We start from the raw sequence: 7217 nt of genomic DNA, 5'->3' as shown, positions 1-7217 counted from the left end.
CCCCCCCCCCAAAAAAAAACCCCCCCCCCCAGATTATAGTAGCTGTCTCGTGGGCTCGGAGATGTGTATAAGAGACCCCCCCGCGATGGCGTCCGCACAATCACTACATTTGCCACGATTAATCCGCTGTTAACCCCCCTCTGTTTTAACCACTGCCTGTGTGTAAACTTGTTGCCATCAGGCACAACCATAATCAGAGAAAGGGAAAGACGGGGATGATTGACGACATGCGTTTAGGCAGGGAGCGGCGCTTTCTGGTGTTGCTGGGCATCATCTGCCTGGCGCTGATTGGCGGGGCGCTGTACATGCAAGTGGTACTGGGCGAAGCACCGTGCCCGCTGTGCATTCTGCAACGCTACGCCTTGCTGCTGATTGCGCTCTTCGCGTTCATCGGCGCGGCCATGCGCACCAAGGGCGCGCTGACCTTCTTCGAAGGGTTGGTGGTGCTCAGCGCCGTGGGTGGCGTGGCTGCGGCCGGCCACCATGTGTACACCCAGTTCTTTCCCCAGGTCAGCTGCGGCATCGATGTGTTGCAGCCGATCGTTGACGACCTGCCCCTGGCCAAGGTGTTTCCCCTGGGCTTCCAGGTCGACGGCTTTTGCAGCACCCCCTACCCACCGGTCCTCGGCCTGTCCCTGGCCCAATGGGCGCTGGTTGCATTCGTGCTGACGGCGATCCTGGTGCCCCTGTGCATCTATCGCAACCGTCATCCCAAAGCCTGAACCGCCGCGCCTGTCGAACGCTCCGTTGCTTCTGAATGAAGGCGGAGCGTTTTTGTTTGTAGGGATTTGTGAAAGCACCGTGACGAGGGGCAACGGAAGGTGCGCGCAGCGTGCGACATGTTGTCACATGAACGTTGTCGCAGGACGTTTCTGACCCGCCAAATCGGCCCTTGGATTTGCACCCCACGTACAAATTGTGCTGTCAGTTCGTGGTTCCCACGGCGGCCCGATTCGTGTGCGGCCCCAATCCCTGAAGCATCTATGAATGCCTTGTTTTATGGGCACTTGGATACCCTCGGCATGCCCTTACAGGCCGTAAGGGAAGTGGCACTGTGCCCAATAACACGGCAATTTTTGTGGTTTTTGTTGAGAATCGAACGCGATAAGATCGCGAATCTTTGCAACTTTGGTGAAGGATTGTTGCTGGAATCGATAAAAATTATTTCTCTATAAGACATGGTTTATACATCGCTAGCTAACTACAATCGCCCGCACTGAATGTCCGGTGCTGTTCAATATTTGAGCATTGGAACGGTCGAGGAGCAGATGGAAGGCTCAATGCGACCCCAGGTTCCGGCAGCCTTTCAACTATCCGCACCAAATGGAATTGGTCTGTAACAAGGCCTTTAGCCACGAAATCGAATAAGAACTCACTGCAGGTCCGTGAAACGTACAGTCATGACGTGTCGGGCAGGCTCTTATTCAATCGAAGAGAAATGCCAACCCTTGGCAGGGTGAAGTGTTGGCGATCAAAACCCAACTGCATTGCGCAAGCTGCTTTAGAGGTCGTGAGATGAGTAAAAACAGGTACCCCCGATTACTAGGCTTTTTGCCGCTGCTTGGCATGATGTTAATGCTGGGAGGCTGCAAGTGGACCTTGCTCGACCCAAAAGGACAGGTCGGTCTGGATGAACGAAACCTGATCATCACCGCTACCCTGCTGATGCTGCTGGTTGTGGTGCCTGTGATCGTGATGACCTTCGCCTTCGCCTGGAAATACCGCGCGTCCAACACCAGCGCCACCTATGCGCCGAAGTGGTCGCACTCCACCAAGATCGAGATCGCGGTGTGGTTGGTTCCGATCCTCATCATCATCGCCCTGGGTTACGTCACCTATAAGTCGACCCACGCGCTGGACCCGTATCGTCCGCTGGAGTCCGACGTCAAACCTGTGAACATCCAGGTGGTCGCGCTGGATTGGAAGTGGCTGTTCATCTACCCGGACCTGGGTATCGCCACTGTCAACGAGATCCGCTTCCCGGAGCACACCCCGCTTAATTTCCGGATCACCTCCGACGCCGTGATGAACTCGTTCTTCATCCCTGCACTGGGTGGCCAGATCTACGCGATGGCAGGCATGCAGACCCGCCTGCACCTGATCGCCAACCAGAAAGCTGAAATGGAAGGCATCTCCGCCAACTACAGCGGCGCTGGCTTCACCGGCATGAAATTCAAAGCGATCTCGACAAGCCAGGAAGATTTCGACGCCTGGGTAGCTGCAGTCAAGGCCGCACCTAAACAGCTTGATCAAGCTGAATACGACGCTCTGACCAAACCGAGCCAGAACAACCCTGTCGCCTTGTACTCCGCGTATGAGCCGGACCTGTTTCAGAAAATCGTCGACAAGTACGAAGGTATGAAGCCAGGCAAGCCGGTCAAGCACGAGAAGAAAGAAGTGGCCGTGGTTGAAGGTTCTGATACGGGCGCGCATTCAACTGCTGGGGCAGAGGAGTAAACGATGTTTGGTAAATTAAGTTGGGACGCGGTCCCATTCCACGAGCCGATCGTAATGGTGACTATCGCCATGATCGCGCTGGGTGGTTTGGCGCTGGTTGCGGGTATCACCTATTTCAAGAAGTGGTCCTACCTGTGGACCGAGTGGTTGACCTCGGTCGACCACAAGAAAATCGGCGTCATGTACGTCATCGTTGCCATGGTCATGCTGCTGCGTGGTTTTGCCGACGCCATCATGATGCGTACCCAGTTGGCCATGGCCACCGAGGGTTCGCCTGGCTACCTGCCACCTGAACACTATGACCAGATCTTCACCGCCCACGGTGTGATCATGATCATCTTCATGGCGATGCCTTTCTTCACCGGCTTGATGAACCTTGCCTTGCCGCTGCAGATTGGTGCGCGTGACGTTGCCTACCCGTTCCTGAACTCCCTGAGCTTCTGGCTGCTGGTGTCCGGCGTGGTGCTGATCAACGTTTCCCTGGGCGTCGGCGAATTCGCCAAGACCGGTTGGGTTGCGTATCCGCCATTGTCGGGGCTGCAATACAGTCCGGGCGTGGGTGTGGACTACTACATCTGGGCGCTACAGTTATCAGGGCTCGGGACGACATTGACGGGGGTCAACTTCCTGGCTACCGTCCTGAAAATGCGCGCCCCAGGCATGAAACTGATGGACATGCCGATCTTCACCTGGACCTGCACCTGGGCAAACGTGCTGATCGTGGCTTCGTTCCCGATCCTGGCCGCTACCATGGCGCTGCTGTCGCTTGACCGTTACCTGGATTTCCACATTTTCACCAATGAACTTGGTGGCAATCCAATGATGTACGTGAACCTGTTCTGGGCATGGGGTCACCCTGAGGTGTACATCCTGATCCTGCCGGCGTTCGGTATCTTCTCCGAAGTGATCTCGACCTTTACCGGCAAGCGCCTGTTCGGTCACCACTCGATGGTCTACGCCTCGGGCGCAATCTCCGTACTGGGCTTCATGGTATGGCTGCACCACTTCTTCACCATGGGTTCGGGGGCCAGCGTCAACGCCTTCTTCGGCCTGGCGACGATGCTGATTTCCATCCCGACGGGGGTGAAGCTATTCAACTGGCTGTTCACCATCTACCACGGTCGTCTGCGCATGACCAGCCAGGTTCTGTGGACCCTGGGCTTCATGGTGACCTTCGCCATCGGCGGCATGACCGGCGTACTGCTGGCCATCCCGGGTGCTGACTTCGTGCTGCACAACAGCCTGTTCGTGATCGCTCACTTCCACAACGTGATCATCGGTGGTGCGGTATTCGGCTACATCGCTGGTTTCAGCTTCTATTTCCCGAAAGCGTTCGGCTTCAAGCTGCACGAAGGTTGGGGCAAGGCTGCGTTCTGGTTCTGGATCTCGGGCTTCTTCGTCGCGTTCATGCCGCTCTATGCACTGGGCTTCATGGGTATGACCCGTCGTCTGAACGCCACCACCAACCCTGAGTGGGTACCGTACCTGTACGTTGCCATGTTCGGTGCGGTGATGATCGCTGTGGGTATCGCCTGCCAGCTGATCCAGCTGTACGTCAGCGTGCGTGATCGCAAGCAGAACATGTGCGAATCCGGCGACCCATGGAACGGCCACACCCTGGAATGGTCGACCTCGTCGCCACCACCGTTCTACAACTTCGCCGTGATCCCTACTGCGAACACCATTGATGCGTTCACCGAAGCCAAGGAAGACGGTACTGCGTACCAGAAGCCCAAGCACTACGAGCCGATCCACATGCCAAACAACACCGCCACTGGCGTGGTGATGGGTGCGCTGTTGACCGTGTTCGGTTTCGCGATGATCTGGCACATCTGGTGGCTGGCAATCGCGAGCCTGGTGGGCACTATCGGTTACTTCATCATTCACGCTGCCCGTGATGATCAAGGCTACATGGTGCCGGTCGAAACGATCGAACGCATCGAAGCCGAGCAGCACGCTCGCCTGGTAGCCGAGAAGAAGATCCCGGCCAACCGTGTAGAAACCTCGTTGGAACAGGCTTAAACCATGTCGAACTTAGTGACCAATGCTGGACACGCCCATGTCGATGACCATGGGCACGATGACCACCACCACGACTCGGGGCCGATAACCGTCTACGGTTTCTGGCTCTACCTGATGACCGACTGCATCTTGTTTGCGTCGATCTTCGCGGTGTACGCGGTACTGGTAAACAACGTAGCGGGTGGCCCGTCGGGCCACGACATCTTCGAACTGCCTTACGTGCTCGGCGAAACCGCCTTGCTGTTGTTCAGTTCGATCACCTACGGCTTCGCCATGTTGGCCTTCTACAAGGGCAACAAGAAGGGCGTACTGAGCTGGCTGGGCCTGACCTTCCTGTTCGGCCTGGGCTTCATCGGCATGGAGATCAACGAGTTCCACCTGCTGATCTCCGAAGGCTACGGCCCGCACCGTTCCGGTTTCCTGTCGGCGTTCTTCACGCTGGTCGGCACCCACGGTCTGCACGTATCCGCTGGCCTGCTGTGGATGGCAGTGATGATGTATCAGGTCAATAAGCACGGCCTGACCAACACCAACAAGACCCGCCTTAGCTGCCTGAGCCTGTTCTGGCACTTCCTGGACGTGGTCTGGATCTGCGTATTCACCGTCGTTTACTTGATGGGGACTCTGTAATGGCTAATGCACACTCCCATGACAGCCACGATTCAAGCCACGGCAGCGTAAAGTCTTACGCCATCGGCTTCATCCTGTCGGTCATCCTGACCCTGATCCCGTTCGGCCTGGTGATGTACCCAACCTTGCCGAAGTCGATCACCTTGATGATCGTCCTGGCGTTCGCGGTGATTCAGGTTCTGGTTCACCTGGTGTACTTCCTGCATCTGGACCGCTCCAAAGAGCAGCGCGAGAACGTGATCGCGTTTGTGTTCGCAGGCCTGGTGATCGTTCTGCTGGTTGGTCTGTCGCTGTGGATCATGTTCAGCATCCACACCTACATGATGGCGAAGTGAGGTAAGACCCGATGTCGCTTAAGCACTTTATCCAAATCACCAAACCGGGGATCATTTTCGGTAACGTGCTTTCTGTGGCGGGCGGTTTCTTCCTGGCCTCCAAGGGACATGTCGATCTGGCCATCTTCCTGGCTGCAATGATCGGTACGTCCCTGGTGGTTGCTTCCGGTTGCGTATTCAACAACTGCATCGACCGTGACATCGACATCAAGATGGAGCGCACCAAGAATCGCGTGCTGGTCCAGGGCCTCATCTCCCTGAAGCTGGCACTGATCTATGCGACCGTCCTGGGTGTTGCCGGTGTGGCCCTGTTGTACAAGGTGGCCAACCCGTTGGCGGCGCTGTTTGCCGTGATCGGTTTTGTCATCTACGTCGGCCTCTACAGCCTGTACCTCAAGCGCAAGTCGGTTCACGGCACGCTAGTGGGCAGTCTGTCGGGGGCAATGCCGCCGGTGATTGGTTATGTAGCTGTGACCAATAGCTTCGACATGGCCGCGCTGACGCTGCTGGTGATGTTCAGCCTGTGGCAGATGCCGCATTCCTACGCCATCGCGATTTTCCGCTTCAATGACTACCTGGCTGCGTCGATTCCGGTATTGCCGGTCAAGCGTGGCATCCAGGTGGCCAAGAAACACATCCTGCTCTACATCCTGGCCTTCCTCGTGGCGACCTTGATGTTGACCTTCAGTGGCTACGCCGGTATGAGCTACCTCGCCGTCGCCGCCGCGATGGGTATGTACTGGTTGTACATGGCCTGGACCGGCTACAAGGCGGTGGATGACACCGTCTGGGCGCGCAAGCTGTTCGTGTTCTCGATTTTCACCATCACCGCGCTCAGCGTGATGATGTCCCTGGATTTCCAAGTGCCGAAAGAGCTGTTGCTGACCTACGCCCACTGAGTGGTCTTGCAGTAAAAAAGCCCCGCCTTCGAAAGTCGCGCGGGGTTTTTTATTGAGCGCTGCGCTAAACCGGATACGCTGCGTTATCGTTGACGTTTTTCGCGAGCGAGCTCGCTCCTACCCCCCATTCTACAAATGCAGGAAGCAATACAATGAGTAAAAAAGCCGTGATGGTCTTCAGTGGCGGGCAGGATTCGACCACCTGTCTGATCCAGGCCCTGCCGCTGTACGACGAAGTGCACTGCATTACCTTTGATTACGGCCAGCGCCATGTGGCAGAAATCGAAGTGGCCCAGAAATTGGCCAAACAGTTGGGCGCCACCGTGCACAAAGTGATGGATGTGTCCCTGCTCAATGAACTGGCGATCAGCAGCCTGACACGCGACAACATTCCGGTGCCGACCGTGAACAGCTCGGGCGAAAGCCTGCCGAGCACCTTTGTGCCGGGGCGCAACATCCTGTTCCTGACCCTGGCTGCGATCTACGCCTACCAAGTGAAGGCCGAGACCGTCATCACTGGTGTGTGCGAAACCGACTTCTCGGGCTACCCCGATTGCCGGGATGAGTTTGTCAAAGCACTCAACCAGGCTCTCAAGCTGGGCATGGAGTACGACGTGCGCCTGGACACGCCGTTGATGTGGCTGAACAAGGCCGAGACCTGGGCCCTGGCCGATTACCACGGGCAACTGGAGCTGGTGCGCGAGCAGACGCTGACTTGCTACAACGGCATCATCGGTACCGGCTGTGGCGAGTGTGACGCGTGCAACCTGCGCGCTCGGGGCTTGAATGACTACCTGCAGAACAAGACACCTGTCATGCAGAGCCTCAAGCACAAGTTGCAACTCAAATAACCCTTGTAGGAGCGAGCTTGCTC

7 protein-coding genes are annotated in these 7217 nt (G+C 56.8%); all 7 read left to right on the top strand.

All coding sequences use genetic code 11. The features are described 5' to 3' along the window. The first annotated feature begins 215 nt into the window (after positions 1-215). The 7 genes from AC1RAC_RS07715 to queC all read left to right on the top strand — a co-directional run bounded on the left by AC1RAC_RS07715 (position 216) and on the right by queC (position 7194). A complete protein-coding gene (locus AC1RAC_RS07715) occupies positions 216-722 on the top strand; it encodes a disulfide bond formation protein B (RefSeq protein ID WP_034128726.1) in 507 nt (168 codons plus the stop codon). A 793-nt stretch (positions 723-1515) separates the two neighbouring features. Next, positions 1516-2457 (top strand): ubiquinol oxidase subunit II, encoded by a 942-nt coding sequence (gene cyoA, locus AC1RAC_RS07710; RefSeq protein WP_054896962.1) that lies wholly within the window; start codon positions 1516-1518, stop codon positions 2455-2457. Positions 2458-2460: 3 nt separating this feature from the next. After that, positions 2461-4479, top strand: a complete 2019-nt coding sequence (cyoB, locus tag AC1RAC_RS07705; protein WP_003194053.1) for a cytochrome o ubiquinol oxidase subunit I — start codon at positions 2461-2463, stop codon at positions 4477-4479. Between the two features lie 3 nt (positions 4480-4482). Next, complete coding sequence (locus AC1RAC_RS07700) at positions 4483-5109, top strand: cytochrome o ubiquinol oxidase subunit III (protein WP_003194052.1); 627 nt, start codon at positions 4483-4485, stop codon at positions 5107-5109. Beyond that, complete coding sequence (gene cyoD, locus AC1RAC_RS07695) at positions 5109-5444, top strand: cytochrome o ubiquinol oxidase subunit IV (protein ID WP_003194051.1); 336 nt, start codon at positions 5109-5111, stop codon at positions 5442-5444. The genes AC1RAC_RS07700 and cyoD overlap by 1 nt, the downstream gene beginning before the upstream one ends. Positions 5445-5455: 11 nt before the next feature. Beyond that, a complete protein-coding gene (gene cyoE, locus AC1RAC_RS07690) occupies positions 5456-6343 on the top strand; it encodes a heme o synthase (RefSeq protein WP_003194050.1) in 888 nt (295 codons plus the stop codon). Between the two features lie 152 nt (positions 6344-6495). Continuing rightward, the gene (gene queC / locus AC1RAC_RS07685) at positions 6496-7194 is read left to right on the top strand and encodes a 7-cyano-7-deazaguanine synthase QueC (protein WP_044268318.1); all 699 of its coding nucleotides are present in this window, start codon (positions 6496-6498) and stop codon (positions 7192-7194) included. The last annotated feature ends 23 nt before the right edge of the window (positions 7195-7217 follow it).

It is taken from the genome of Pseudomonas sp. GW823-FHT02F05, from assembly GCF_058797315.1.
This window is presented reverse-complemented; position numbering and strand designations above follow the sequence as displayed.